Origin of the sequence: Micromonospora sp. A3M-1-15 (genome assembly GCF_024213425.1) — a bacterium.
GTDB lineage: Bacteria > Actinomycetota > Actinomycetes > Mycobacteriales > Micromonosporaceae > Micromonospora > Micromonospora chersina.
In genome coordinates this window covers 23,636-47,566 of record NZ_JANAVK010000005.1, presented here as the reverse complement: position 1 = coordinate 47,566, position 23,931 = coordinate 23,636, and the positions used below count along the sequence as shown (strand labels likewise).

General features: G+C 76.4%; 25 protein-coding genes and 1 riboswitch. Of the genes, 4 read left to right on the top strand and 21 right to left on the bottom strand.

What is annotated here, in order from left to right; translation table 11 throughout:
• Window positions 1-11: 11 nt before the first annotated feature.
• The 18 genes from NLX85_RS24410 to NLX85_RS24325 all read right to left on the bottom strand — a co-directional run bounded on the left by NLX85_RS24410 (window position 12) and on the right by NLX85_RS24325 (window position 17,151).
• On the bottom strand, window positions 12-1,019 hold the full coding sequence (locus NLX85_RS24410) for a LacI family DNA-binding transcriptional regulator (RefSeq protein WP_254338903.1): 1,008 nt from the start codon (window positions 1,017-1,019) through the stop codon (window positions 12-14).
• Between the two features lie 84 nt (window positions 1,020-1,103).
• Window positions 1,104-1,874: a hypothetical protein gene (locus tag NLX85_RS24405; RefSeq protein ID WP_254338901.1), complete on the bottom strand. Its 771-nt coding sequence runs from the start codon at window positions 1,872-1,874 to the stop codon at window positions 1,104-1,106.
• Window positions 1,875-1,922: 48 nt separating this feature from the next.
• Window positions 1,923-2,399 (bottom strand): hypothetical protein, encoded by a 477-nt coding sequence (locus NLX85_RS24400; protein WP_254338899.1) that lies wholly within the window; start codon window positions 2,397-2,399, stop codon window positions 1,923-1,925.
• On the bottom strand, window positions 2,396-3,316 hold the full coding sequence (locus tag NLX85_RS24395) for a hypothetical protein (RefSeq protein ID WP_254338897.1): 921 nt from the start codon (window positions 3,314-3,316) through the stop codon (window positions 2,396-2,398). Before NLX85_RS24395 ends, NLX85_RS24400 begins: the two co-directional genes overlap by 4 nt.
• Window positions 3,313-4,062 (bottom strand): phage tail protein, encoded by a 750-nt coding sequence (locus NLX85_RS24390; protein WP_254338895.1) that lies wholly within the window; start codon window positions 4,060-4,062, stop codon window positions 3,313-3,315. The genes NLX85_RS24395 and NLX85_RS24390 overlap by 4 nt, the downstream gene beginning before the upstream one ends.
• Window positions 4,043-6,661: a putative baseplate assembly protein gene (locus NLX85_RS24385; protein ID WP_254338893.1), complete on the bottom strand. Its 2,619-nt coding sequence runs from the start codon at window positions 6,659-6,661 to the stop codon at window positions 4,043-4,045. The genes NLX85_RS24390 and NLX85_RS24385 overlap by 20 nt, the downstream gene beginning before the upstream one ends.
• Window positions 6,658-7,095, bottom strand: coding sequence for a GPW/gp25 family protein (locus tag NLX85_RS24380; protein WP_254338891.1), 438 nt, complete (start codon window positions 7,093-7,095; stop codon window positions 6,658-6,660). Before NLX85_RS24380 ends, NLX85_RS24385 begins: the two co-directional genes overlap by 4 nt.
• Window positions 7,092-7,430: a hypothetical protein gene (locus NLX85_RS24375; RefSeq protein ID WP_254338889.1), complete on the bottom strand. Its 339-nt coding sequence runs from the start codon at window positions 7,428-7,430 to the stop codon at window positions 7,092-7,094. Before NLX85_RS24375 ends, NLX85_RS24380 begins: the two co-directional genes overlap by 4 nt.
• The gene (locus tag NLX85_RS24370; RefSeq protein WP_254338887.1) at window positions 7,430-8,998 is read right to left on the bottom strand and encodes a phage baseplate assembly protein V; all 1,569 of its coding nucleotides are present in this window, start codon (window positions 8,996-8,998) and stop codon (window positions 7,430-7,432) included. Before NLX85_RS24370 ends, NLX85_RS24375 begins: the two co-directional genes overlap by 1 nt.
• A 55-nt stretch (window positions 8,999-9,053) precedes the next feature.
• Window positions 9,054-9,815: a hypothetical protein gene (locus NLX85_RS24365; protein WP_254338885.1), complete on the bottom strand. Its 762-nt coding sequence runs from the start codon at window positions 9,813-9,815 to the stop codon at window positions 9,054-9,056.
• Complete coding sequence (locus NLX85_RS24360; protein WP_254338883.1) at window positions 9,815-10,060, bottom strand: hypothetical protein; 246 nt, start codon at window positions 10,058-10,060, stop codon at window positions 9,815-9,817. Before NLX85_RS24360 ends, NLX85_RS24365 begins: the two co-directional genes overlap by 1 nt.
• A gap of 1,534 nt (window positions 10,061-11,594) precedes the next feature.
• The gene (locus tag NLX85_RS24355) at window positions 11,595-12,077 is read right to left on the bottom strand and encodes a phage tail protein (RefSeq protein WP_091305749.1); all 483 of its coding nucleotides are present in this window, start codon (window positions 12,075-12,077) and stop codon (window positions 11,595-11,597) included.
• A gap of 1 nt (window position 12,078) precedes the next feature.
• Window positions 12,079-13,293 carry a phage tail sheath subtilisin-like domain-containing protein gene (locus tag NLX85_RS24350; RefSeq protein ID WP_254338881.1) on the bottom strand — a complete coding sequence of 405 codons (1,215 nt, stop codon included), beginning with the start codon at window positions 13,291-13,293 and terminating at the stop codon, window positions 12,079-12,081.
• A 16-nt stretch (window positions 13,294-13,309) separates the two neighbouring features.
• On the bottom strand, window positions 13,310-13,990 hold the full coding sequence (locus NLX85_RS24345) for a carboxypeptidase-like regulatory domain-containing protein (protein WP_254338879.1): 681 nt from the start codon (window positions 13,988-13,990) through the stop codon (window positions 13,310-13,312).
• Window positions 13,987-14,595 (bottom strand): glycine zipper family protein, encoded by a 609-nt coding sequence (locus NLX85_RS24340; RefSeq protein WP_254338877.1) that lies wholly within the window; start codon window positions 14,593-14,595, stop codon window positions 13,987-13,989. Before NLX85_RS24340 ends, NLX85_RS24345 begins: the two co-directional genes overlap by 4 nt.
• 14 nt (window positions 14,596-14,609) lie before the next feature.
• Window positions 14,610-14,954 (bottom strand): hypothetical protein, encoded by a 345-nt coding sequence (locus NLX85_RS24335; protein ID WP_254338875.1) that lies wholly within the window; start codon window positions 14,952-14,954, stop codon window positions 14,610-14,612.
• Between the two features lie 108 nt (window positions 14,955-15,062).
• Window positions 15,063-15,842 carry a DUF3153 domain-containing protein gene (locus NLX85_RS24330; RefSeq protein WP_254338873.1) on the bottom strand — a complete coding sequence of 260 codons (780 nt, stop codon included), beginning with the start codon at window positions 15,840-15,842 and terminating at the stop codon, window positions 15,063-15,065.
• A gap of 151 nt (window positions 15,843-15,993) precedes the next feature.
• Entirely contained in the window at window positions 15,994-17,151 is a 1,158-nt protein-coding gene (locus NLX85_RS24325; protein ID WP_254338871.1) for an FAD-dependent oxidoreductase, read from the bottom strand.
• Window positions 17,152-17,219: 68 nt separating this feature from the next.
• Here NLX85_RS24325 and NLX85_RS24320 point away from each other — a divergent pair, with 68 nt between their 5' ends.
• On the top strand, window positions 17,220-17,855 hold the full coding sequence (locus tag NLX85_RS24320) for a TetR/AcrR family transcriptional regulator (protein WP_254338869.1): 636 nt from the start codon (window positions 17,220-17,222) through the stop codon (window positions 17,853-17,855).
• A 136-nt stretch (window positions 17,856-17,991) separates the two neighbouring features.
• Window positions 17,992-19,131 (top strand): aromatic acid exporter family protein, encoded by a 1,140-nt coding sequence (locus NLX85_RS24315; protein WP_254338868.1) that lies wholly within the window; start codon window positions 17,992-17,994, stop codon window positions 19,129-19,131.
• 6 nt (window positions 19,132-19,137) lie between these two features.
• Here the strand turns inward: NLX85_RS24315 and NLX85_RS24310 are convergent, their stop codons facing one another.
• Together NLX85_RS24310 and NLX85_RS24305 are read right to left on the bottom strand one after the other, a co-directional pair.
• Window positions 19,138-19,833, bottom strand: a complete 696-nt coding sequence (locus NLX85_RS24310) for an alpha/beta hydrolase (RefSeq protein ID WP_254338866.1) — start codon at window positions 19,831-19,833, stop codon at window positions 19,138-19,140.
• 138 nt (window positions 19,834-19,971) lie between these two features.
• The gene (locus tag NLX85_RS24305) at window positions 19,972-20,961 is read right to left on the bottom strand and encodes a LacI family DNA-binding transcriptional regulator (protein ID WP_254338864.1); all 990 of its coding nucleotides are present in this window, start codon (window positions 20,959-20,961) and stop codon (window positions 19,972-19,974) included.
• Between the two features lie 105 nt (window positions 20,962-21,066).
• On the opposite strand from NLX85_RS24305, the gene NLX85_RS24300 reads away from it, so the two are divergent.
• Together NLX85_RS24300 and NLX85_RS24295 are read left to right on the top strand one after the other, a co-directional pair.
• Window positions 21,067-22,323 carry an MFS transporter gene (locus tag NLX85_RS24300; RefSeq protein WP_374628324.1) on the top strand — a complete coding sequence of 419 codons (1,257 nt, stop codon included), beginning with the start codon at window positions 21,067-21,069 and terminating at the stop codon, window positions 22,321-22,323.
• Between the two features lie 101 nt (window positions 22,324-22,424).
• Window positions 22,425-22,757, top strand: coding sequence for a hypothetical protein (locus NLX85_RS24295; protein WP_254338860.1), 333 nt, complete (start codon window positions 22,425-22,427; stop codon window positions 22,755-22,757).
• 45 nt (window positions 22,758-22,802) lie between these two features.
• On the opposite strand, the gene NLX85_RS24290 is transcribed toward NLX85_RS24295, so the two are convergent.
• Window positions 22,803-23,507, bottom strand: a complete 705-nt coding sequence (locus NLX85_RS24290; protein ID WP_254338858.1) for an MBL fold metallo-hydrolase — start codon at window positions 23,505-23,507, stop codon at window positions 22,803-22,805.
• 136 nt (window positions 23,508-23,643) lie between these two features.
• A riboswitch (cobalamin riboswitch) is annotated at window positions 23,644-23,773 on the top strand.
• Window positions 23,774-23,931 lie beyond the last annotated feature (158 nt).

Genomic DNA, 23,931 nt, shown 5'->3' with positions numbered 1-23,931 from the left:
GGCCGAGCCGGTCAGGTCGGGGCGGGGCCGAGGCTGTCCCGCCGGACCAGTTCGGCGGGGAGGCTCTCCACCCGGTCCCGCCCGTCGGCCGGCTCCAGCGCCAGGGTCATCGCCCGCGCGCCGAGTTCCGCGAGGGGAAGCCGGACCGTGGTCAGCGCCGGGGTCACGTCGGCGGCGATCGGCATGTCGTCGAAACCGACCACGGAGACCTCCGCCGGCACCCGCACCCCGCGGGCGCGGAGCAGGTTCAGCGCGCCGACGGCCATCGAGTCGTTCAGCGCCACGATCGCGGTCAGCCCCGGCGCGACGTCCAGCAGCTCCGCCGCGGCCCGGGACCCGCCGTCCCGGGTGAAGTCCGCGTACCGGATCGACGCCTCCGGCAGCGGCTCGCCCAGGCCGGCGCCGAGCCCGGCGATCCGGTCGCTCGTGGTGGTGAGGGAGCGCGGGCCGGCGAGCACGCCTACCGCCCGGTGCCCGAGCCGGCGCAGCTCCGCGCCGAGCAGGCGGGCGCCCTCCTCATTGGCCGGCAGCACGGCGTCGCCCCGGTGCCGGTGCCGGCCGATCACCGCCACCCGCCCGCCGGTGGCCGCGTACGCGGCGAGCCGCTCGTCGAGCAGGGCGTTGACCGTGGGGTCGTGGTAGCCGGAGCCGGCCAGCACGATGGCGGCGACCTGCTGGGCGCGGAGCAGGTCGACGTACTCCAGCTCCCGCTCCGGGTCGCGGTAGCTGTTGCAGATGATGACCAGCCGGCCCCGCTCGGTGGCGACCCGTTGCAGCCCCCGGGTCACCTCGGCGAAGTACGGGTCGGAGACGTCGTGCACGAGCACGCCGACCACGCTGCGCTGCGGCCGGGCCAGCAGCTGGGCGTGCGCGTTCGGCACGTACCGCAGCTCGGCCACGGCCTTCAGCACCCGCTCGCGCAGCTCGTCGGCGACCGGCTTGCTGCTGCCGTTGATGACCCGCGACGCGGTCGCGGGGGAGACGCCCGCCCGACGGGCGACGTCGGCCAGCGTCGCCATGCGCACCCCCTCGCACACCCCGGTGGCCGAGAGGCTACCGCAGCGCCGCCGGGAAAGCCCTTGCCTGATCGGTGGAGGCGGCGTTCACCCGGAGCGGGCGGTGGGGCGGGAGGTGGTCGCCGTGGTGCGGACGGCCTTGACGATGGCGGGGATGGAGCCGATCAGCAGGACCAGCGCCCAGATCAGCGCCACCACGGCGAAGACCACCGCGCCCAGGTCGTCGGTGATGCTGACCAGGATCCCCGGCACCAGCTGGTGCAGGAACTCCAGCACCACCGTGCACAGCAGGGTGGTCAGCGCCAGCAGCACGAGGCCCTTGTTCTGGAGGAAACGCGGCTGGGCGGCCAGCAGCAGCGCCGCCCAGACGAGCTTGAGCAGCAGCACCAGGCCGAGCAGCACGGCCGCGTCGCCGACCGGGAAGAACCCCCACACCGCCAGGTACGCCAGCGTGCCGAACGGCGCCGCCAGGAACAGCGAGACCATCACGGTCAGCTCGACGAAGGCGACGACCAGCAGGACCAGCGAGGCGAGCAGCAGCAGGATCGAGAAGACCAGGGTGGCGACGCCCTGCACCCGGCCCTGGATCCGGTCCGGCACCACGAGGCTCAGGCTGAACAGCCCGGTGGTCCACAGCGCCACCACGTCGATGAGCGCCAGGTAACCGGTGCCCCGGCCGGACGGCTCGGTCACCGAGCCCACGTCGCCCAGTTCGACGCCGAGCTGCCCGGCGCTGTCCCGCAGCGCGCCCCCGGCGTCCCCGCCGCCGGTGAGCGCCGCCGCCCCCAGCTCCAGCCCCACCACCAGCGCGATGGCGAGCAGCGCCAGCAGCAGGAACGGTTTGCGCAGCTCACCCATGTCGCGCCTCCTCACCGGCCGGCACCGGCCGGCCGGGCCCGTGTCCGCTCAGGACCGGGCGACGGTGACCGCGCATCCGCCACCTCCCGGGCACCGCAGGACGACCTCGGTCTCGCCGTCGACCGCCACCTTCGCCACCGCCGTGCCGTCCTCGCCGGGTGTCACCTCGTCGGTGACCGTGACGTCGGCGTCCCCCGGCGCCGGGGCGGTCACCACGAACGGCGCCGCGCTGCGCAGCACCAGGCTGCGCAGGCCGCCCGGATCGGCCACCCGGAGCCGGCAGGCGGTGCCGAAGGCCACCACCACGCCCTCGGCGGACGGGCTCGGCTCGTTGGCCGGCGGCACGCACGCCACGGTCACCGTCGCCGGGTTCACCGCGCCGGCGTCCCCGCCGAACCGGGCCAGCCAGCCCGGCCCCGCGGCCGGGTCGCCCCGGTCGTGCCGGCCGCCGCCCACCGCCACCACGTAGAGCACCACCAGCAGCCCGGCCAGGGCCGCCAGCAGCACCTTCTGCCGCCCGCTCACGGCTGGAGGAGCTGGGTGAACCGGATCTGGTCGACCCCGGCGAAGTACCGGTCGGTGCCCTGCGTCTTGCTCACCGCCACCAGGGTCAGCTTGTGCGGCCCCCGGGCCAGCTCCACGGTGCCCACGTCCCCGAAGTCGGTGCGCACCACCGTCGGGGTGAAACCGAAGAAGGTGTCGCCGACCTGCCGGCCGTCGACCAGCCAGATGGTGTTGGCGTAGTCGAACGAGGTGGTGCGCACGGCGGACAGCCGCCAGGTGCCGTCCGCGGGCAGGTCCACGGAGACGGTCACCCGGTCACCCACGGCCCGGCCCAGGAAGAAGAGCTGGGCGTCCCCGGACCAGACCACCTCGCAGCAGTTCGCCTGGGACACCACCTGCGCCCGCGCCGCCGTGGTGGACTGCACCGCCGCGCCGCCGACCAGGCTCTCCGCCTCCACGGTCACCACCTCGGCCCGGGGCGGGGGCGCCGGATCCCCACCCCGGGTCACCAGCCAGACCACCGTCCCGGCCACCACCAGCAGCAGCGCCGCCGCGGCCGCGAGCCACGGCCACGGCGCCCGCTTCGGGGCTACGACCGCCCGCACGTCGTACGTCACCCGGCCGCTGGACCGGGAACTCTCCTCCGGCGCGGTGTTCGCCGAGTACGCGAACCCGGTCAGGTCGTAGCGCCGGGGCGGCGTGCCGGGCGGCACGGCGAGCCGCACCAGGAACGACACCGAGCCCTGCCCGGGCACCACCCGCTGCGGCTCGGCCACGGTGAACCAGCCGCGCTGGGTGCCCTCGCCGGGCGCCACGTCGAAGACCACGGTGTCCGGCGCCTCGCCCGGGTTGGAGACGGTGAAGGTCAGCTCGCCGCAGTTGCGCGCGTCCAGGGTGAACTGCTCGGCGGCGGCGACGACGGTCCATTCGGTGGTCATGACGGCTCCTCTGACGGCTGGTCCGGTGGTGCGGGGGACGGCACGTGCGCCCGGCCGACCGCCCGGACGGACGCCACCCCGGTGGCCGCGCCCTCCTGGTCGCCGGGGCCGGCATCGGGTGGCTCGGTGCCGGGCGGCTGCTGGTCGGCGACGGGGGCATCGGTCGGCTCCGGGTCGCCGGTGTCGGTCGGCTGCTGGCCGCCGGCGCCGTCTCCGGGCGGCTCCGGGGCGGGGTCGGCGGCCGGGTCGGTGGTCACCTCGACGGTGACCGCGGCGGGCTTCTCCGCCTCGACGATGCGGGTGACGAGGGCGAGCCGGTCGGCGGCGGCCGGCGGCACCCGGACCACCACGTGGAACGGCCGGTCGGCCGGCTCGTCCAGCACGAACCCGGTCACCCCGGTGGCCAGCTCCAGGGCGGTGCGCATCCCGTACGGGGTGCCCCGCCACCGGGCCAGCAGCGCGCCGTGGGCCACCAGGTCGCGCAGCCGGCCCAGCGGCAGCGGGAGCGGCGCGTCCGCGCGGGGCGCGGCGACCACGTGGTCCATGGCCACCCACCGGGTCAGGTAGGCCACGAACCCGTCCGGCGTCCGGTACGGCGCGAACAGCGCGTCCACGTCGGCGAGCACCGCCTCGTCCGGGGCGTGCAGCGCCTCCATCACGTCCAGCAGCGCGCCCAGCACGCTGCCCGGGCCGGCGGCCCGCTGGTACGCGGCCGGCAGCAGCCGCTCAATCGCCGCTCGGCGCATCCTGCCGCACCACCTCGATGTCGTGCTCGCCGGAGCAGAGCAGCCAGGTGCCGGGGACGGTGACCACGTCGGCGGTGGCCTGGTTGGCGCTGGCCGTCCAGTCCTCCGCGTCGCCGCTGCGGTACACCCCGCGCTCGCCGCCGGCCAGGATCAGTCGGCCGGCCCCGCCGGCGCCGGTGGGCACGGTGGCGGCGATCGCGTCGACCGGGACGAACCGGGTCCGGTCGCGCAGCGGCAGCCCGCAGTTGACCGACACGGGCTGCCACTGCGGCTGCGCGGCCAGGGTGTCCAGTCGGACCACGCCGCCGCTCTGGGTGGCGGCCAGCGCCAGGGTGCCGCTGAACGCCAGGTCCCGGCAGGTGCCGCCGATCCAGCCGCTCGCCATCGACTGCCACTTCACGTCGGACTCGAACAGCCGGGTGCGGTGGCAGCCCTGCCCGGGCTTCTTCGGGTCCGGCTCGCCGGCGCCGCTCCACAGCAGGGTGGCCGGGCCGTCGTACTGCACGGCGAGCACCCGGTTGTCCACGTTGGCCAGCCCCACGTGGGCGAAGCTGCCGGGGCGGCCGGCCGCGGTGGACAGGTAGACACCGAAGCCGGCCTGTGCCGCCACCGCCACGCCGGGCGCGCCGCGTTCGGAGACGAACGACCGGACCGCGTAGAAGCCGCGGTCGGCGTCGGCCGGGTCGACCAGGATCTGCAACGGCACGGCGCCGGGCAGCAGGGACACCTCGTACAGGCCGGCGTCGGTGGCCAGCAGCAGCGCCCCGGCGCCGTCCCGGTCGATCCAGGCCAGGTCGCGGACGCCGGAGTCCAGGTCGGTGAGCAGCGTCCAGGTCTCGCCCAGGTCGGTGCTCAGCCGGACCCGGGAGCCGCCGGCGTCGCGCGTGGTCACCACGGCCACCGAACCGGCCCGGGGCACCACGCCGGGGCGGACCGGGGCGGGGGCGGGCACCACCCGGACCACGCTCTCGCCGTCGAACCGGCCGGCCGGCTCCCAGCCCGCCCCGGCGTTCGTGGAGCGGAACAGCACCGGGCCGCGCCCGGCGTACCAGGTGCCCGGCTGGTACTGGTCGACGGCCACGGCCCGCACCTGGGCGTCCGGCGCCTCGTCGACCACGAAACGGACCGACTCGACGTAGCGCACGCCCGGCTCGGCGTGCTCCAGCAGCCGGTACACGTTGGAGGCGCGCAGCGGCTCGCCGAACGCCCAGCCGGCCGGGTTGAGCGGGGTGGGCAGCGGGCTCAGCGTCTGGTGCAGCCGGTCGTGGATGCGCCGGCGGACCGCGTCCACGTCCTCCTCGCGGCGGACCACCACCCGGGCCCGGACGGACACCGCCTTGTAGCGCGCCCAGCCGGCCCGCACCGCCGTGCCGAGCGCCCGGCGCCGCTCCAGGTCGGCCTCCACCCGGCGGCGGGCCTCCTCGACCTCGTGCTCCCGCAGCACCGCCACCGGCAGCCGGCCGCCGGGGCGGGTCTGCTCCGGGACGTACGGCACCAGCACCACCTCGACCTCCCCGGGGCGGGCGAAGCTGTAGACCGCCGCGCGGGTGAACGCCCGGGCCCGGGCCACCGCACCGGAGCCGGCGGCGAGGATCTCGTAGTCCCGGGCGGTCACCGCGCGCTGCTGGGCGAAGAACTCGTACGGCCCGCGCGCCAGGGCCGACTCCAGCGACTCCAGGTCCCGGCCGCCGGCGGCCGGCGCCGGGTTGTCCACCCTCAGCCCGGGCAGCGGGTCGCGCAGGCTGGTCAGCGTCCCGGCCGCCACGTTCCCGGCCGGCCCGCCGCCGCACCGGTACCAGAGCCGGACCTGCCGGCCGGCCGGCGGCACCGCCGCGACCGGGCCGGGCGCCCCCTCGACACCCGGCCCGGCCCCGTCCGCCGGCCGCAGGTCCAGCGCGGGGGCGAAGGTGACCACCCCGGAGGCCCGGTCGACCAGGTAGACCTTGGCCTGCGGGCCGACGCCGGCGAAGCTGTCCACCGGCCGCCAGATCTCGTACGTGCGGCCCTCGTGCTCCCGCGCCGCCGCGCCCAGCTCCACGGACCCGGTCGGCACCTCCACGCCGAGCAGCAGGTCCAGCGCCTCGGTGGTCCGGGCCAGCGGCGCCCGGGCCACCCGGAACACCTGCCCGGCCTGTCCGGTGCCGGTGCCCAGCAGCTCCGCCTCGACCGGCTCGCAGTGGTGCACGCGTACCGTCACCTCGGTCTCGCCGGCGGGCAGCACGGCCGGTTCGGTGGTCACGAAGACGACCGGCCGGGGGTCCGCGCCGCGGGCGGCGGCGACCCGGGTGCCGGCCGGGACGCGGACCGCGCCCCGGTCCGGGCCGGTCCGGGTGAAGCGGACGTCCGCCCAGGCGGCGGCCGGCGGGTGCCGGGTCACCCCGAGCAGGTTGAGGAAGGCCACGTACGCCTTCTCCGGCAACTGGTTCAGCCGGTAGATCATCACCTCGGTGAGGTAGGCGAACGCCTCCAGCAGCGCCATCCCCGGGTCGTGCGCGGAGAGGTCCGTCCAGTCCGGGCAGGACCGGCGGATGCGTTCCCGCGCCTCGGTGACCAGGTCGAGGAAGGCGCGGTCGTCCAGGTGCGGCACCGGCAGCGTCATGTGGTCGCCTCCTCGCCGGGTTCGTCGTCGACGGGAAGCAGGTCGACGGAGAAGACCAACTGGCCGGGGGAGAGGCTGGCCCGCACCCGGTAGTCCAGCCGGATCACCAGCCGCCACGGGTCGTCGGGGTCCGGCCCGGCGTCCACGTCGAGCACCTCGACCCGGGGCTCCCAGCGCCGGATCGCCTGCCGGACGTAGTGGATGGCCAGGCCGGCCGTGGTGTCGTCGTTGGGCGCGAAGACCAGCCGGTGCAGCCGGGAGCCGTACCCGGGGCGCATCAGCCGCTCGCCCGGCGTGGTCGACAACAGCAGGAACAGCGCCTGGCGTACGGTCTCGTCGCCCTCGGTCATGGCCAGGCCGCCGGCGGCGGTCAGCGCGAGACCGCCGGCGCGACCCGCGTCGAAGCCGGCGCCCACGAAACGGAAGGCCCTCATGCGTCCGCCCCCAGGAAGGTCTGCCGCGGGTCGCGGACGGTGTGGTGGACCAGCCCGGGCGGGGTGCCGTCGGTCAGCCCGTCCAGGTTCGACAGCACCACCCGGTGGCCGTCCACCCGCAGCCAGGCGCTGTAGCCGACGGTCACCCGCAGCGTCTTCGCGCAGGGCTTGATGGTCGGTCCGTAGTTGGGGCACGCGGTGACGTCCCGCCCCTCCGGGTCGGCCTCGACAAGCACCGGCACGCCCCGCACGGTCACCCACCGCTGCGAGGGGCGGTTGGCCACCCGGCCGTCGTGGTCGCAGGTGATCAGCGAGTCGCGGTGGATCCAGCGCATCAGCCACCTCCGTGGGCGCGGGCGAGGGTACGGGCCTGGGCGGCGGCGGTCTCGGCGTCCTCGGCCGCCTCCGCGTGCAGGAAGTCGACGGTGCGGGCGCGCACCACCATGGCCCGGCCCGGCGCCGAGAGCACCAGGTCGCCGGCCGCGTGCACAGTGGTCAGCTCGGGACGTAGCTCCACGAAGCTGCCGCCGTCGGTGGCCAGCCGCAGGGCGCGCCCGTCGTCGTCGATGACGATCGACTGGCCGGTGCCGGTCCGCATCGACCAGCGGCGGGACCGCCCCGACACGATCCCCGCGTCGTACGGCTCGACCGCGCCGAACAGCGAGCCGAGCACCACGCCCGAGGCCGGCTCGCCGCCGGGCAGCGCCACCAGCACGGTGTCCTCCGGGTCGGGCAGCGCCACGATGCCCTTGCCCCGACCCGCGCCCGGGCACAGCACGGCGAGCCAGCCGGCGTCCAGGTCCCCGTACGCGGGCAGCGTCACCCGGGCCCGGCCCAGCCCGTCCGGGTCGTCCACGTCGGTGACCGTGCCGAGCGTGACCGTGGCCGCCACGGGCGCGGCGGGCGGCGGCGCGGGCGGGACCGTGGAGAAGCGCGTCAGGTGCCCGTTCGCGTCGAGCGTGTGCACCACCTCGGTGAGCACGTACACCCCGGCGACCGGGTCGGGCACGCCGGCCAGCGCGATCCGCCGGCCCGGGCGCAGCGCCGGATCACCCTCGGCCGTGCCCTCCGCCGTGACCAGCGCCGCGACCCGGGCGTCCACACCGGCCTGGGCCAGGGCGGCCAGCTCGTCGTCGCTGCGGCCCGGCTGGTCGACGGCCGTGCGCACCCCGTCCGCGCCCACCCCGCCCGGGTCCGGGCACAGCGGGATGCGCCGCCCCGAGCGGGCCTCGCCGGCCTCCTGGCGCAGCGGCTCGGCGCGCTGCGGGTGCCAGCCCAGCACGGCGCAGCCCCCGCCGGCCCGGTCCAGGTTCTCCGCGATCCGCAGCGCGTGCACGTTCCCGCCGAGGGTGAGCGGGACCGGGTCGCCGTGACCGTCGAGGGTCAGCAGGCGCAGCCGGTCGCCCTCCACCGTCAGGTGCAGGCCGGCCCGGCCGGCCACCTCGTGGAGCAGCTCCAGGTCGGTGTGCCGGTGCTGGAGCAGCCGGTCCAGTCGCGGCCCGTCGGTGTCCGCGTCGACGGTGAGCCCCAGGTCGGCGCAGAGCACCCCGGCCAGCTCGGCGGCCGTCACCGACTCGAACACCCGCAGCTCCTGCCGCTTGCGCAGCCGGTGCAACGGGTCGTACGCCCGCATGCGCAGCAGCGCCGCGCCGTCGCCGGCGTACTCCACCTCGACGGCGGTCACCTCCCCGGTGAACAGCGCGTCGGGCTGGCCCTCCAGGCGCAGGTCGAGGGCGGCGCCGGGGCGTACCGGGGGGTCCAGGGCGGCGGTGCCCGGAGCCGTGGCCAGGGTGAGCTCGCACTGGGTCGGCTGGTCGAGGCGGGCGGCGACCCGGACGCCACGCAGCCGTCGGGGGTCGGTCAGCGGTGCGCCGTCGATCGTCACGGCGGCGGCCCGGATCACGGCGCACCTCCCGTCCCGGTCGGGGTGCCGCCGGCCGTCGTGGCGCCGGCTCGGATCACGGCGCACCTCCCGTCCCGCTCGGGCCGCTCGGAGGCGACGGGGCGGTCGTGGTGGTGGGCACGGCCAGGGCGGTGCCGGCCGGCACGGTGAGCGGGTCGCTGATCCGGTTGTGCTCGGCGAGCAGCCGCCAGCGCAGCGGCGAACCGAGCGCGTCGTGCGCGAGCAGGTCGAAGCGGACCCCGGACCAGCCCGGCTCGGCCGCCCCGTCCGCGGCGGCGACCACCGCCGACCCGGGCGGCACGGTCGGCGTGCTCGCCGCGGCCAGTTCCTCCTCGAAGCCCGCCTGCGCCGCCTCGGCGGTCTCGGCCACGCGGACCAGCTTGAGCCGCAGCCAGGAGCGGCGCGGGGTGCCGGTGAGGGTGAACGCGTCGAAGCGTTCCGCGATCGCGACGATGACGCCCGGCACGTTCCAGGTCTTGCCCCAGACCAGCCGGACCAGCGGGGGCCGGAGCCAGCCGTGCTCGACGGCGGAGTTCTCGGCCAGCATCCACAGCGGACGGGTGAGCGCGCGGACGTCCTCGGGGCGTGCCGGCGACTCCACGAAGTCGGTGTCGAAGAGCAGGTCCAACACCAGTTCGGTACGCCCGCCGCCGGTGAAGACCAGCGGGTCGTCGGCGAGACCGGCCCCGGTGAGCTGCCCGTCCGGTGCGCCCCGGGGGCGTACCCCGGCCAGCCGGGTGACCTGCACGGTCTCCGGGTTGAGCAGGCAGTCCACCCGGGTGCCGGACTCGTCCACGAGGAAGGCGACCCGTTCCATCAGTCACCCGCCTGTTCGCGGTCGAGCCGGGCCAGCCGGTCGGCGTCGCCCGCCGTGACCACCGGCGCCCACAGCCTCCGGTCGTCGGGCAGCGCCGGCCACGGATCCCGCCTCGGCGCGCCGCCGGCCTCGTGGCGGGCGCTGTCGACGGCCCAGTCACCGGCCCGGTCACCGGCCTGCTCGCCGGCCTGCTCGCCGGCCTGCTCGCCGGCCTCGGCCGGCAACGCGGGCCACGGCCCGGCCACTGCTCCGATCCAGCCTGGACGGTCCGAAGCCGGCCAGCCATCCCGGCCGTTTCCGGTCCGCGCCGCGGGGGCGATCGGATTCGGGTGCGCCAGTTGTCGTCCCAGCGACAACAGACGCACCCGAAGGTCCCGGCCACCGGCCGTGGTCGTCCCGCCGGTGCCGGCCCCCGGTGCGTCGCCGGGCCGTCCGTTCCGCGTGCGGCCGGTGGCATGGCCGGCGAGCGGGACGGCGGATGCGGGTGCGCCTGCGTCCGACGACGAAGGCACCCGGGTCGCCCGGCCGGCGGTTCCCGACTCGCTGTCCGCGGCGACGTCCCACCCCGACCGGTCGCTTCCAGGCCGGGCACCGGCCCCACCCGACGCCGATCCCGACAAGGCGCCGGCCGACGATCCCGCCAGGGCGGGCCCCCGTCGGGCGCCGTTCCGGGCGGACGCCGATCCCGCCGGCGCGTCGGTCCGGCCAAGCGTCGATCTTGCCCGGGTGTCGGTCCGGCCAAGCGTCGATCCCGCCCGGGTGTCGGTCCGGCCGGACGACGACTCGGCGGAAGCACCGGTTGCGGCGCGCCCACCTCGCGACCGCTGCGTTCCGGCGGCCTGGAACGACCACCCGGCCGGTGCGAGGCCATCGCCCCACGACCCACCGTGGCCGGCATCGCTGACCGACGGCGCATCCCGCAGGTCGGGGAAGGTTCCGCGCCCTGCGGACTCGGATCGGCCCGGTCCCCATCCGATGTCGAGCGGCCAGCGTCGGCCCGGCTCGCCGCGCCCGGTGGATCCGTGCCGGCCCGCATCGTCGCCCGAGAAGGAAGCGCGCCCGCCGATCCCGTCCGCCGAGGAGACCGCCCGCCGGATCCATTCGCCGGCCGACGCGCGACCGGGGGCCTCGTCACCCGCCCACGGCGAGCGGCCCGCGATCCCGTCCCGCGACCAGGGCGAGCGTTCCGCGATCCCGTCCCGCGACCAGGGCGAGCGTTCCGCGATCCCGTCACCCGCCCACGGTGCGCCGCCGGTAGCCCCGTCACCCGGATCGGACTGATACCAGGCCGAGCCGGCACCGGACGTGCCGAAGCCGGCGCGCCCGCCCGGGCCGGCCGTCCCGGCCCGCCCGCCCCGCCGACGAAGACCCCAACGCGCCCCGAAGACCCTTCCCTCTCCGCTCCTCCGGAAGAACCCGGCCGCGCCACCACCCCGCCCGACCACGCCCGGAACCGCCGGCCGCAACGGCAACCCCCGCGTGCCCCGGCCCCCCGCGTCCCCGCCACGTCTCCCCGCCCCCTCCTCGTCGATCAAGAGGTTCGCGTCGGCGGAGGCGTCGGATCCGACGCGAACTTCTTGATCGACAGGGAGGGTGGGGGTGGGGTGGGGGAGGTCGTGGAGGAGGCCGGGGGCGTGGGCGGCTACCAGGCGGAGCCAGTGCTCGGGGGGTTCGCCGGCGCGGCGGGGTGCGGGCTCGTCGGGCCGGCCGCCGGAGGGTGCGGCGGTGGGCGCGGTGGCGAGGCGGTCGGCGGTGGCCCGGAGCAGGCGGGCCAGCCGGTCACGCGGTCGTCGGGGCGGCGGCACTGCCGGACTCCAGCTCCAGCCCCTCGTACGCCAGGGTCAGCGCCTCGATGGCGATCTCCTGGGACAGGGTGTTCAGGTGGGCGCCCCGCCACCGCGTCGGCCACGCGTTGATCATGTTCCAGCGCAGCACCTCGGCGGTGCCGGCTGGGTCGAGCAGCACCACCGAGACGTTGCGCCGGTTCACAGTGCCCTTCGCGGCCGCGTTCACCCAGTCCCACAGCTCGCGGGACGAGGTGAGGCCGAAGTGGAGGGTGACCGGGGCGTACTCGACCTGGCCGGGGACCGCCCGGATCCGCTCGTTGCCGGCCTCCCGGTACGCCAGCGCCGGGATGGCCACCTCGAAGCCGCTGACCTCGGTGAAGTGCCCGTTGGTGATGCCGTTGATGAGCAGCTTGAAGTGGTACGCCCGGTAGGGGTCGACGGGCGCGCCCGGCTGCGGGGTGGCCGTGGTGGGCATGTCAGCCTCCGATCGTCTCGGTCTCGGTGCCGCCGGCCCACTGGCTCAGCTTGAACACCACGAACTCCGCGGGCTTGACCACCGCGATGCCGATGTGCGCCACCACCATCCCGGCGTCGCGCACGTCGGCCGGGTTGGTCTCCTCGTCGCACTTGACGAAGAACGCCTCCTCGGGCGTGCGGCCGAGGAGCGCGCCGTCCCGCCACACCCGGGTGAGGAACGCGCCGATGTCCCGCCGGATCGAGCGCCACAGGGTGTAGTCGTTGGGCTCGAACACCATCCACCGGGTGCCGCCCGCGATGGCCTGCTCGATGGCGATGGAGAGCCGCCGTACGTTCAGGTAGCGCCATTCGCTGGCCTCGGCGGCGAGCGTACGGGCGCCCCAGAGGCGGATGCCCTCGCCGGCGAAGAACCGGATCACGTTGACGCCCTTGGGGTTGAGCACGTCGTGCTCCGGCCGGGTGACCCGGTACGCCAGGTCGACGGCGCCGCGTACGGGCTCGTTGGCCGGCGCCTTGTGCACCCCGCGCAGGGCGTCGGTGCGGGCCCAGATGCCGGCCACGTGCCCGCTCGGCGGGGTGAGCACCAGATCGCCGCTGAGCGGGTCGCGCACCCGGATCCAGGGGAAGTAGTAGGTGGCGAAGTCCGACTGCCGGGGCCGGTCACCGCCGGGTGGGTCGTCGTCGGGCTTCGGCGTACCCTCGGCGGGTTTGCCGGACGACCGGGGCGGTGTGGCGACCCGGGTGAGCCGGGAGATGTCCTCCACCTCGGGCGGCGGGTCGCAGATGGCGACCATGGTGCGCAGCCGCTCGGCCGTGCTGATGAGCGCCTCGTGCGAGACCGGGTCGTGGTAGCCGGGCGCGGCCAGGATGGAGATCTCGTCGATGGCCTCCAGCAGTTGCAGGCCGCTGCGCTTCCCGCCGGTGCCGGTGAGCTGGCCGCCCTCGCCGACGTTTACCACCCAGCAGCGGGTGCCGCCGTTGTCGAGGAAGCCGAAGACCGCCCGCGCGAGGGGAGTGCTTTCCAGGTTCTCGCCGTCGGCGTAGAGCCGGAGGAACTCCGACCAGCTGTTCACGGCGACGGCCTGGCCGACGTGGGCGGTGCGGTTCGGGGTGAGCCCGACGAACGCGGCGGTGCTCGTGCCGACCGGGCCGATGGGGCGGGCGCCGCTGGGCACCTCCTCGACGTAGATGCCGGGGGAGAAGTAGGTGGGCATCGGTCCTCCTGAGGAGTCAGTCCGGGGCGCAGACGACGACGGGGTCGGGGTCGGCGGGGTCCAGGTCGGCGGTGTGGGTGCGGCCCCGGCCGACCAGCCGGATCCGCACCGGCCGGTCCGGGGCTTCGGGGTCGTGCGGGACGCCGACCAGCCGGAACCGGCCGCCGGCGTCGGTCTCGGTGGCCTGTGCGGTGCCGACCAGCTCGACCCGCATGGCGGCGAGCGGCTGCCGCTCCGGCCCGACCACCCGGCCGTCGAGGGTGCGCATGGCGAGCTGCCGCAGCCGCAGCGGCTGCCGCACCGGCGGCGCCGAGGACGCCGGACGGTCGATCCGCGCCGGCACGTCGAGCAGCAGCGCGGGCCGGGGCGCCACGCCGAGGGCCCGCCAGAGCGCCGGGTCCCCGGCGGCCAGCACCACCTCGGGCTGGCCGGCGGTGGTGGCGGCGGCGAGGACCCGGTCGAGCGCCGGCAGCGCCGCCGGCCCGCTGCCGCTGACCAGCAGCCGGACCACGAACCGGTACGGTTCGCGCGCCCCGCCGCTGCCCGCGGTCTGCCGGGCCGGCCGCAGTTCGAGGGGCCAGACGGTGAGGCCGCCGTCGGGGTCGTCGCGGGGCGGGCCCACCGGGACGGGGTGACCCGCCGCCCCGGTCAGCCAGGCCGCGAGGTCCGCGACGGCCGCCTCGATCGCGCCGGTCATCGCGGCGGGGTCCCCTGGATCCGGTACGCGATGGCCTCGTTCCAGACGTGCGGGTAGACGCCGATCTCGAAGTAGCGGGTGAACCGGTTGATCGGCGCGTTGCTGTGGTCGTGCCAGAGCAGCCACACCGGGGCGATGGTGAACAGCACGTAGTTGAGCGCGACCAGCGGCAGGTAGAGCGGGCCGAGCAGGCGCGCCTGGAGGATGTGCACGTCCTCGTGCCGCTGGATGCCGGTGCTGGACCCGGCGCAGACGGTGCCGATGGTGGTGGCGTAGCGGGGCGAGACGCCCTCGACCACGTTGACCCGCCCGCTGCCCTGGGAGACCACCCGGTCGAGCTGGTGCCCGAAGACCAGGTGCAGGGCCAGGTAGAGCGCGCCCGCGACGGTGTTGAGCAGGCTCCAGGTGTGGTCGACCACGAAGAGGAAGATGCCCTTCGCGTCGGCGGCGTAGGTGCCGGCGGACGCGACCGCCCAGCCGAACGGGGCGCCGACGAGCAGCCCGACGACCGCACCCACGAGCAGGCCGATGGTGCCGCCGGCGGCCCCGCCGAGCACGGCGCCGAGGACGATGTGGACGGCGGCGCTGATGATGCCGAGGATCATGGGGGTCACCTCTCTCAGACCCAGGAGCGGATGTAGCGGGGCTCGCGGCCCTGCGCGAGCTGGGTCGGCGACGCGTTCGTCGCCTGCCGGTTGCCCGGGGGCAGTTGGTTGATGCCGAGGGCGGCGGAGAAGATGACCAGCCCGTTGAAGAACGCGATGATCCACTTTTCCGGGCCGGCGTCGGTGGCGAAGGCGGCGGTCAGGTACGACAGGGCGAGCGCGAAGCCCAGCGCGAGCCACTTGCGCGCCTTGTCGCCGCTCGGGCCGATCAGGCCGCCGATGACGTTGGTGGCGAGCAGGGTGGCGGCGCTGGCGCCGGTCAGGCTGCCCAGGGCGGCCCAGGTGAAGAGATCGTTCACGGCGATCCCCCCTTTTCGACGGTGCGGTGGTGCGGTCGGGGTGGGGTGGTACGGCGGCCCCGGCTGCTGCGGCTCCGGGTGCCGCCCGGGTGGCGGCGTCGTGCCCGCTCAGGCCGGCCGGTCGGCCGGGGGAGTGGGCGCGGGGGTGGGGGTGGCGGGTGCGGCGGCGGCCGGGCCGCGGGGGCGGCGGAGCAGGAGGACGACGACCACGGCGACCAGCAGCAGCACGACCACGCCGCCGACCACCAGCAGCCAGGGGAACCCGCCGCCGGCGGCCGCGGCGGCCGGGGTGACGGAGGCGGAGGGTTGCGCCGGGGCCTCGGCGACGGCCCGCAGTTCGGCCGGCTTCGGCTGGTTGGCGACCACCTTCCAGCTCACCGACCGGCCGTTGATCGTGCCGTTGGTGTCCAGGACCCGGCCGGGAAACGTCACCGAGATCTCGAACGACATCAAGGTCATGAAAGCCTGCTGGTTCCGCGGATCCTGTTCGGCGACCTTTCCGCCGTATTTCTTCGGATCGAGCGGGAGCGAGAAGCGGTAGAGATCGCCGTCCCGGGAAAGATTCACACTCTCGCTGGTGAATTGCGAGAGGGGCGTTTTCCGGTACGCGACCTGAATGCCGTAGTAGTTGGCATCCTCGTACCGGGTCTCGGCGCCGGCGGGGAGGGTGGGGATGTTCTGCCGCAGCTCGGCGAAGGCCGCCGCGACGTCGGGGTTCCGGCGCTTGAGCACGGACTTCTCGGCGGTGAGCAGGAGTTGGCCGGTGACCGTGTCGTCGGTGTCCACGGTGAGCCCCAGGTTCAGTTGCATGCAGCCGCTCAGTGCCGCCACCAGGGCGAGACACACCGCGAGGCGGAATGCCCGGCTGCGGCGGAGTCTCGTATTCATGGGCACAGTGTGTGTGATCGCCATCACGTCCAGCAGTCAGCGATCAGTCACACGCTTGTCGCCGATCTTACCGGCCCCTTCTCCCATTCGGGCGAGCCCGGAAAACGCACGAGGTCGATATTCTGAAAGTTTGTGTGCCGCGCATTTCCGCTCAGCCCCGGGGCGGCTGCCAGTCGGCGTACCGGGCCATGCCGCGCAGCGCCGCCCGGGACGGGGTCAGCCGCAGCAGGCCGTCGCGCAGGGCGACCGCCGCCGGGTGGCGGAGCTGCTGGCCGAACCGGGCGGTGCGGGCGGAGGCCCGGGCGACGGCCTGGCTGCGGGGTCGCCGCTGCCGGTCGTACCCGGCCAGCGCGCCGGCCAGGTCGCCCGGCCCGCCGGCGCAGGCGGCGCCGAGCACGACGGCGTCCTCGATGGCCTGCCCCGCGCCCTGCCCCAGGTGCGGGGTCATGGCGTGCGCCGCGTCGCCGAGCAGCGTCACCCGGCCCCGCACGTACGACGGCAGCGGGGTGGCCAGGTGGAACAGGTCGGTGCGGAGCACCGCCTCGGGCGGGGTGGCCGCCAGGAGCGCGGGGATCGGCTCGTGCCAGCCGCCGAAGCGGGCCCGGACGGCCGCCAACTCGTCCGGCTCGCGCCCGCCCGGCGGGGTGGTCTCCGCCGCGTACCAGTAGAGCCCGCCGTCGCCGAGCGGGACGGTGCCGAACTCCCGGCCCGGCCCCCAGGTGACGGCCATGGACACCGGCGCGGTCCACCGGATCGCCGCCCGCCAGGCCGTGGAGCCGGAGTACGCCGGCGCCGGCAGGTGCGGCCAGAGCTGCCGGCGCAGCACGCTGCGCAGCCCGTCGGCGCCGACCACCAGGTCCGCCCGCAACGTGGCCGGCGCGCCGTCCCGCCGGTAGGTCACCGCGGGGAGGTCGGCGTCCACGTCGACCACCTCGGCGCCGGTGACCAGGGCCGAGGCCGGCAGGGCGGCGCGGAGCAGCCGGTGCAGCGCGGTCCGGTGGATGCCGAGCGCGGCCGTGCCGAGCGCCCGTTCCAGCTCGGCCCCCTCGATCCGGGACAGCCACCGGCCGTCGCTGGTCCGCAGCCCGCCCGGCGAGTCCGGCGTGCCGTGCCGGCGGACCGCGTCGCCCACACCGAGGGCGTCGAGCCCGCGCAGCGCGTTCGCCATCAGGGTCAGGCCGGCGCCCAGCTCGCGCGGCTCGGCGGCGCGTTCCAGCACCGTGACCCGCCAGTGCCGGCGGTGCAGGGCCAGGGCCGCCGCGAGCCCGCCGATGCCGGCACCCACCACGATCGCGTGCGGCTCGCCCATGCCGACCACCTTTCTACGCCTGTAGAAGTTCATACTACATCCGTAGAACGTGGGCGAGGAGGACGACAGTGAGCGGACGGGCGGCCCGGGTGGCCCGGCTGGCCGACGCGGCCGTGGAGCTGCTGGCCGAGGGCGGCATGCGGGCCCTGACCCACCGCGCCGTCGACGCGCGCGCCGCCATGCCGCCCGGCACCACCTCGGCGTACCTGCGGACCCGGCAGGCGCTGATCGAGGCCGTGGTCCAGCGCCTGGCCGACCTCGACCGCGCCGACCTGGCGGCCCACGAGCTGCCCACCGAGGCGCCCGCCGAGCCGTCCCGGGCCGCACCGGCGCTCGGGTCGGAGGGGCTCGACCAGCTCGCCGCCGGGGTGGCCGAGGTGCTCGACCGCTGGCTGACCACCGGACGCACCCGGTCCCTCGCCCGGTACGCCTGCCTGCTGGAGGCCGTGCACCGGCCCGAGCTGCGCCGGATCCTGGACCACGGCACCGTGCTCCGCGTCCAGGCCCGGGACCTGCTGGCCCGCGCCGGGGCGCCGGACCCGCGCCGGCAGGGCGACCAGTTCGTCGCCTTCGTCGACGGGCTGCTCTTCGACCGTCTGGTCGGCGCCGGGGCGCTCAGCGCGCCGCCGCCCGGAACGCCGGCCAGCCGGGAGGACCTCCGGGCCGGGGTGCGTGCTCTGCTGCGGGCGTTCACCGGGACCTGATCGGCCGTGACCACCGCCACCGGTGCGAAGGTGGCGCCCGCCGCTGCCGACCGGCGTGCCGGGCCGCAGGATGAGGACGGCGGAACAGGGAGGCGGGGCGATGGCGGGGTGGGGCAGTCGGCTACTCCGGCTCGGCGTGTCTGACGCCACGCCGCGACCCGGAGCAGCCGTACGGGAGGCGGCCGGGCGGCTGCGGCGCGGCTGGCTGCCGGTGGTGGAGGCCACCCTGGCCGCCACCGTCGCCTGGATCCTCGCCACCCGGCTGGTCGGCCACCCGCAGCCGTTCTTCGCCCCGGCCGCCGCGCTGATCGTGCTCGGCCAGGCCCGCGGCCAGCGGATGCGCCGGGCCGTCGAGGTGGTGCTCGGCGTCGCGGCCGGCGTGCTCGTCGCCGACCTGGTGGTGCAGGCGCTCGGCCCGCGGACCACCTGGACGGTGCTCACCGTCATCCTGCTCACCGTCGCGCTGGCGGTGGCGATCGGCGCCAGTTCGGTGACCGTGGTGCAGGCCGCCGTCTCCGCGCTCTACCTGGTGGTGGTCTCCCCGCCGACCGAGTCGCTGGTCCCGTTCCGGTTCGTCGACGCGCTGATCGGCGGCGCGGTGGCCGTGGTGGCCAGCCAGCTCGTCGACGCCCGCCGGCCGCTCGCCCCGCTGGTCGACGAGTTCCGGCACACCTTCGAGGAGCTGGCCGGGGTGCTCGGCGAGATCGCCGAGGCCCTCGACCGGGCCGACGACGCGGCGGCGCTGGCCGCCCTCGAACGGGCCCGGCACGCCGACGCCGGAGTGGAGCGGCTGCGCGGCGCGGTGCAGGCCGCCGGCGAGGCGCTGCGGCTCAACGTACGCCGCCGCCGGCACCTGGGCCGGCTGCGCTCGGTGGAGGGCTCCATCCGGCAGATCGACTACGCGGTCCGCAACGTCCGGGTGCTCGCCCGCGCGGCGGTCACCCTGACCCGGGGCCCCGCGCCGGTCCCCGCCGAGCTGGGCGGCGCCGTGCGGACCCTCGCCGAGGCGGTGCGCTCGGCCGGCGACGCGCTCGCCGCCGACCTGACCGGGCAGGACGCCGTCGCCGACGCGCACGCCGAGCGGGCCGACGTCGCCGCGCTGGCCGCGGTCCGGGTGGCCGGGCGGCTCTTCACCCCCGGGCAGACCCTGCCGCTCGCCATGATCATCGGGCAGGTCCGGGCCACCGCCATCGACCTGCTGCGCGGCGTGCGGGGCGACGACGACGCGACAGTGCTCACCCGGGTCGACGCGGCGGTCGCCGGGCCGGAGGACTGAACCGGCTCAGCCCACCAGCCAGTCCACCGCCCGCCGCCGGATCTCCGCCGGCACCTCGTGCCCGCCGGCGAACTCGGCGTACTCGGCCGGGTAGCCGAGGGTGTGCAGGCGGGGCACCAGCCGCCGGCTGCACACGTCGACCGGCAGCACCCGGTCGTCGGTGCCGTGCGAGACGAACAGCCGGGGCCGGCCGTGGGTGACCAGCGGCGCGGCGAAACCGGGGGAGAAGGCCAGCACCGCGTCGACCAGGTCGCCGTTGGTCAGGCCCAGGGAGAGGGCGTACGAGGCCCCGTCGGAGAAGCCGCCGACCGTGACCCCGGCCACCGGGTACGCGCCGAGCGTCGCGGCCAGCAGCGCGTCGATCCGGGCCACGTCCGGGCCGTACCCCTCGGCGATCAGGTCCCAGGTGCTCGCCACGGCCTGCGGGGCGACCAGCAGCAGCCGGTGCGCGTCGGCCAGCGGCAGCAGCAGGTCGAGGCCCTGCCGGGCCGAGCCGCCCGCGCCGTGCAGCAGCAGCACCAGCCGGTACGGTCCCGTGCCGCCGGCCGGCACGTGGCGCAGCGCGGGCGGTCCGCCCGCCGGATCGGGCACCTCGGCCGGCCCGGCCGGACCGGGCGCGGCCACGGCGGTGGGGCGGGCGGTCAGCCGGCCGTGCCGGTACCCCTCCTCGGGCTGCCGGTGCGGCGGCGCGGGCTCGGTCACCTCGCCCCCCCTGTCGTCGGTCGGGTCGGGCGGCGGATACCCGGCTGCGGGCCGCTCAACCGCCCGGCCGCCGGCGCGAGTTCGACCGCCGGCCGTGCCCGCCCGCGCCCGCCTTCCGCCGGCGCTCGGCCGCGCCGGTCAGGCGCTCTCGCGCGCCACCAGCGTCGAGGGGAACGCGGTCACCGGCGGCACCGGACGGCCGTCCAGCACCGCAGTCGCCGCCGCGGTGGCGATCCGGGCCACCGGATGGGTGGCCGTGGTCAGCGCCGGGCTGCTCACGGCCGCGTACGGGATGTCGTCGAAGCCGCCCACCGCCACGTCGTGCGGCACCCCGATCCCGCGCCCGCGCAGCGCCGCGATCACGCCCAGCGCGGTGGCGTCGCTGGCCGCGTAGATCGCGTCGGTGTCCGGCCAGCGGGTCAGCGCCTCCAGCGCCGCCCGGCCGCCCCGCTCGGCCGTGAAGTCGCCGGTCACCAGCCGCACCGGCAGCCCGGCCGCCCGCATCAACCCCTGGTACGCGGTCACCGACCGCTCGGCGCAGCTCAGCCAGCGCGGGCCGGTGACCATGGCGATCCGGCGACGGCCCCCGGCGTGCAGGTGGCGCAGCACCGCGTCGGCGCCGCCGGCGTTGTCGACGTCGAAGGACGGTACGGCCGGCGAGCCGGTGCCGATCGAGACGACCCGCCCGCGCAGCCCGGCGGGCACCGCGTCGAGCACCCGCGCCGTGGTGTTGACCAGCAGCACCCCGCAGACGCTCCGGTCGTCGCCGAGCCGGCGCAGCCCGGCCGGGGCGTCCAGCGGCAGCCACTCCAGGGCCACCCCGACCCCGTGCGGGGCGCACACCCGGGCCGCCGCGCTCACCAGCCGGTCCACGTACGGGTCGTCCAGCACGCCGGCGCCGGTGCCGGAGACCGCCACGACGAGGCGTACCCCGGCGCCCCGGACCAGCGCGCGGGCCGTGACGTTCGGCACATAGCCGAGCCGGTCGGCGGCGGCGCCCACCCGTTCGCGGGCGTCCACCGAGGCGAACCCGTAGCCGCCGAGCACCCGGGACGCGGTGGCCCGAGAGACACCGGCCGCCCGCGCGACGTCGTCGAGGGTCGCCGGGCGGCTGGTCGGCGTCTCCATGTCTGGTCCTCCCCGTGGTGGCCGTTCTGTCGGCATCATGCCCGGTCAGGGCCGGCCGGGGTAAGGGGTGGGAGCGTTTGTGGTGGTAGCGCTCTCAGGTGTGCGATGGTCGTCGGACGACTTCGCGGAGAGGACCACACCACGGTGAGCAGCACCATCGACGCGCCGGCCGAGGCCCGCGCCGTGACCCCGCGGGCGGTCCTGGCCGCCCGCAACGGCGTGGCACTCGTGTTCGCCCTCAACGGGCTGGCCGTGGCCACCTGGTTCTCCCGGGTGCCCGCCATCCGCGAGGCGCTCGGGCTCAGCGCCGGGCGGCTCGGCCTGCTGCTGCTGGCCATGTCGGCCGGCGCGCTGGTGGCCATGTCCACCGCCGGACTGGTCAGCCTGCGGCTCGGCCCGGCCCGCACCGTGGCCGGCTCGACCGTGCTTGTCGCGCTCGGCCTGACGACCGCCGGCCTGTCGGCCAGCCTGGGTGGCTCGCTGGTCGGCGTCGTGGTCGGGCTCTTCGCCGTGGGCTACGGCTCCGGCACCTGCGACGTGGCGATGAACGTCGAGGGCGCGGCCGTGGAGAAGCGGCTCGGCCGGACGATCATGCCCCGGTTCCACGCCGCCTGGAGCCTCGGCTCGGTCGCCGGGGCCGGCCTGGGCGCGGGTGCGGCCCGGCTCGGCGTGCCGGTCGGCTGGCACCTGCCCGTGATCGCGGCGGTGGTCCTGGCCGGCACGCTGCTCGGCGTCCGCGCCTTCCTGCCCGCGCCGGCCGAGACGGCCGCCGCGACCGACCCGGCTCGCCACCGGCGTGCGCTGCTGGCCACCTGGCGGGAGCCGCGCACCCTGCTCATCGGCCTGTTCGTGCTGGTGATGGCGTTCACCGAGGGCAGCGCGAACGACTGGCTGGCGGTGGCGTTCGTCGACGGGTACGGGGTCAGCGAGGCGGCCGGCGCCGCCGTCTTCGGGGTCTTCGTGGTCGGCATGACCCTCGGCCGGACCGCCGGCACCGTGGCGATCGACCGGTGGGGCCGGGTGCCGGTGCTGTTCGGCACCATCGCGCTTGCCGTCACCGGCGCCACGTGCGCCGTGCTGGCCGGCTCCGGGCCGCTCGCCGTGGTCGGCGTGGCGCTGTGGGGCGTCGGCGCGTCGCTCGGCTTCCCGGTCGGGATGAGCGCCGCCGCCGACGACGAGGACCGGGCGCCGACCCGGGTCAGCGTGGTCGCCATGATCGGCTACACGGCCTTCCTCGCCGGCCCGCCGCTGCTCGGCTTCCTCGGTGACCACCTGGGCATCCTGCACGCCCTCGGTGTGGTGCCGCTCCTGCTGCTGCCCACCCTCGCCCTGGTCCCGGTGCTGCGCCCGCGGACCCGCTGACCGGTCGGCCCGCCGGCCGCCAGTGGACTCCCACCCGGCTCCCAGCCGGTTGTCAGGTGCGGGTGCTGCACTGGACGGGACGCCGAGGAGAGGAGGCGGGTATGGGCTGGTTCAGCCGACGGGCCGCCGACCCGACGACCCCGACGAAGCTCGACCGGGAGGCCACCCGGGACGACCTGGCCGCGCTGGAGGACTTCGTGACCAGCCGGCGCGGGGTGGAGTTCTACCTGGAACCGGAGACCACCGCCACCGACACCACCGTGGTGGCCATCGCCCACGACGGTGAGTGGATCCGGCGCCGCACCGGCTCGCCCCGGGCCGCCGGGAAGATCGCGCAGAAGCACGCGGTCCCGCTCTACGAGGCGGCCCGCACCGGCTACCCGGAGCGGATGCGGGCCTGGAACCGGGCCCACCCGGAGCGCCGCGCCCGCTGACCCGGGCAGCATCGCCCGCCGGGTCCCGCATCGACCGAGGACAGGTCAGCCGGCCAGGGCCGCGTGGGCCTCGGCCAGCGTCAGCGGGTCGCTGTGGCTGGAGACGTACCACTGGTGGCCGTGTTCGAGCAGGCCGCGGGCCATGGCCAGGTCGGGGCCGTCGTCCGGCCCCCGCAGGTGCAGCGGCGGCGGGTACCAGCAGTCGCCGAGCAGCATGACGCCCGAGTCGGCCACCAGCACCACCGACGAGTCCGGGGCGTGCCGACCGCCGACGTGCCGGACCCGGACCCCGGTGGGCAGCGTCACCTCGTCGGTGAAGGTGCGGGTAGGTGGCAGGATCGCGAAGCCGTCCCAGGAGTCGACCGCCCGGGCCCGGGCCTGGAAGCTGGGGCCGAGCCGGGGGTTCGCCCGGACCTGCTCGTCCAGGTAGTCGTGGCTCCACGGCCGGGCCGCCTCGGCGCGCAGCAGGCCGACCGCGCTCTCGTGCCCGACGATCTCGACGCCGGGCCAGGCGCAGGCGCCCCAGACGTGGTCCCAGTGGTGGTGGGTGTAGACCAGCCAGCGCGGCTCCGGCAGCCCGGCGGCCGCGAGCGCGGCCCGGACCTCCCGGGCGTGGGCGGGGCTCTGTCCCGCGTCGACGATCACACTTCCGCGGTCGTCGGCGACCACCGCCACGGTCGGGCGGACCGCGGACGGGTCGGGATCGCCGGGGAACAACCAGACCCGACCGGCGAGATGTCGCAGCGCCACCCTCGGCTCCTCCCCGCTCCCTGGTCCACGATCGACCGATGCTACCGAGTGCCGCTCCGGGCCGCCCCGGCGGCGGGGGACCCGGCGTTGACCCACGCCGCGCCGCTGTGGCAGCATTCGCGGCCTGACGGCAGTGAAGGAAGCCGGTGCGATTCCGGCGCGGTCCCGCCACTGTCACCGGGGAGCGATCCCCCCTCGTGAGTCACGGCCGTGCGTGCGCGGTTGGAAGGCCGGGGGTGAGCGTCGATCCGGGAGCCAGGATACTTCGGCCGTCGGAGAACCCCAGGGCGTGGACACCCGAGGAGGACCCCGATGCACGGCCTTTCCGCCATCGACGACGATCGTCGTATCCGGCCGGCGCGCACTGACGCGCCGTTGACCGCACACTCCGCCGCCCCGCAGGCCGTCGCGCCGTGCGCCGGGC